Annotated in this window: 3 protein-coding genes; all 3 read right to left on the bottom strand. The window is 37.8% G+C overall.

All coding sequences use genetic code 11. From position 1 onward, the window contains the following. Window positions 1-87: 87 nt before the first annotated feature. The gene (locus WBV75_RS14715; protein WP_424121336.1) at window positions 88-894 is read right to left on the bottom strand and encodes a hypothetical protein; all 807 of its coding nucleotides are present in this window, start codon (window positions 892-894) and stop codon (window positions 88-90) included. Between the two features lie 86 nt (window positions 895-980). Further along, window positions 981-1,475: a DUF1648 domain-containing protein gene (locus tag WBV75_RS14720; protein WP_424121337.1), complete on the bottom strand. Its 495-nt coding sequence runs from the start codon at window positions 1,473-1,475 to the stop codon at window positions 981-983. Window positions 1,476-1,648: 173 nt separating this feature from the next. Next, the gene (locus WBV75_RS14725; protein ID WP_424121338.1) at window positions 1,649-2,215 is read right to left on the bottom strand and encodes a TlpA family protein disulfide reductase; all 567 of its coding nucleotides are present in this window, start codon (window positions 2,213-2,215) and stop codon (window positions 1,649-1,651) included. Window positions 2,216-2,292 lie beyond the last annotated feature (77 nt).

The raw sequence follows: 2,292 nt of genomic DNA on the forward strand, positions 1-2,292 counted from the left end.
ATGCGGCCGAGTAATATTAAACCGAACATTAAAGATATTTATGGCATTCGTATTTGCAATAGCTTTTATGACAGCTTGGAGTAAATATTAATCTATTTCTATAACGCCAATGTTCTCTAAACACCAATCATTTCCATTTCGCCTAAAATTACCGAAAACGGCATACCGGTTATTTCCCAATTCAAAACGCCCCTTACTACAACCTCCATGGAACTGGATCCCAATGTCATATTTCGGAGTATCACTAGTTAAGACATAGAATTTGTGATCTTTCACAGAGACATACATTGGCTTAAAATGTTTTAAACCATTTATGCTCAGTATATTAGTTTTATTAGTTTTTAGGTAATTAACAAAGTCCTTAATGTCCTTCTCGTCTGATCGTAAAATAGTCTGTAGTAATGAGGTCTCCTTTTGTAGATCCAAACAGGGGAACTGAATGGGTCCGACTTCGCCCATACTTTTAACCAGAACGTTCCACTTTTCATCCTTCTCAAAAATACTGCCACTCATAAATGCTCCTTCTATAGGGTGGGTAAGTCCAAATTTTATGGTGTCCCTGTCGGTGTCGTAGAATTGGATGATTATAGCATCTTCTATGAATTCCGCTCTTAGAGTTAGCGTATCAATTATTCTAACCTTATGTCCGAACTTGTACAGGTTGTAGTCTTCCCTTACAAATTCACTGCTAACCACTTTTAAAGGTACTCTTTCAGGAATTTCACCATGAAGCCAGGGCTGCAAATCCGGGACATCCAGTATGGCTTGAATTGCTACCGCCGGAATTGGTGGCGTCAGTTTTGAATCAGAAATTGAGCTGCCAATCGTACTTGAATTACGTTGGTTGCAAGCTGAAAGCAGAAATAAGAACACGAAAAAACTCAAATATCTCATAACTCAAAAAAGAGAATCGATTATTATTCCCTTCTTTTGGAAGTTCAAAAAACGTACCAGATTTTTCTCTATCAGTTCGTGTTTTGTCAATCTCTTTTCATTAACCTGAATAAGAAATATGCCGTAGTTCCTAAAGTGAGGATCAAAAATACCGGTAAAAACCAGGACCCCAACCCTGACTGATTGCCCAGGCCGACTTGGATTGTAGAATAAGTGATGTAGGCAAACAGGCCGGTGATCAAAGTATTCAAAGTACGGATCATTCTTTTTCCTACCGTATATAGTCTTTTGGCGTTTTGCTGAGACACTTTTTGAGGGTAATTGAAAATATGGGGGTATCTATTTAACCAAAACAATCCGGCGTACATGGCAAAACCGATTACAGGAAGGGTCCAAATAATTTCTTTTCCACTAAAAGCATCTGGTTTACCATCAGCTCCAAAGTGCCTGGGAATCGTTTCCGGGAGTTGGTCGAAATAATATAGGGGTAAACCGATTAAAAGTAGAAGTCCCAAAACTCCAAGCCATTCGATTATTTTATCGATGGGTTCCAGCTCAATTTTTATTTTAGGTCTTTCCATATTTTTCATTTCTGTGATTACCACAACGTTTTATCGACGGAGTTCTTGTAGTTTCAAAACGGTTTTCCAATTTCTTGTAGTTGCTCCAACTTTAAGCTTTTTCTCAAAAAAATTGTTAGTCAATTTTGACTGGTGATATGTACCTGCACGAAATATAAATACAACAAGGCCAGCTATTGTTTTAGGAGTTCTTCTATCTGATTTCGCAACAGAGCTTCGAACTCATTTAAATCTCTCGGCCGATCTTTGTCAATATACTGGACAATCAGATTCTGGTCTGTAATCAATGTATGAGGCGCCGTCTTAAGACCCAGTTGATCCCAGAAATCCTGAGCGTCAGTCAATTGAGTAAAATTAAAGGCCTTCCTTTCCAGAAAGCCAGTAATTTCAATACTGTCCTGATAGGTTATGGCAATATAATTGACCTTATGGGCATAGGATTTTTGAATCCTGTTGAGCATAGGTATTTCTTCTATACAAGGGGCACAAAATGTAAACCAGAAATTGAGAATTGTGGGTTTGCCAACCAGGCTTTCAGAGTCAAATTCCTCTCCATCCACACGCATTAATTTAAAAGAGGGTAATCTCTTATCCCCAAGTTCATAAATCCCCTGATTTTCCAGTAAGCGAAAAATTTTATCCTGCATTTCCTTATAATCGATGGAAGACAAACTATCCGCATCTTGTGCAGACATAGTCAGACTAAAAGTCGAAAACAGAAGGATTAGGTGAGTTTTCAAATCTCGTGGGATAAATGGCTCCATAATTATAAATTTACTTCTTATTCCATAAAAAAGTTGGTAGATCACAGAAATAC

The sequence above is a fragment of the Robiginitalea sp. genome (assembly GCF_049588695.1).
In the GTDB taxonomy this organism is placed as follows: Bacteria; Bacteroidota; Bacteroidia; order Flavobacteriales; family Flavobacteriaceae; genus Robiginitalea.

What these genes read in the sequence shown, in the direction of transcription:
- WBV75_RS14715 (WP_424121336.1), bottom strand. Translation starts at nt 894, where the DNA reads ATGAGATATTTGAGTTTTTTCGTGTTCTTATTTCTGCTTTCAGCTTGC.
- WBV75_RS14720 (WP_424121337.1), bottom strand. Translation starts at nt 1,475, where the DNA reads ATGGAAAGACCTAAAATAAAAATTGAGCTGGAACCCATCGATAAAATA.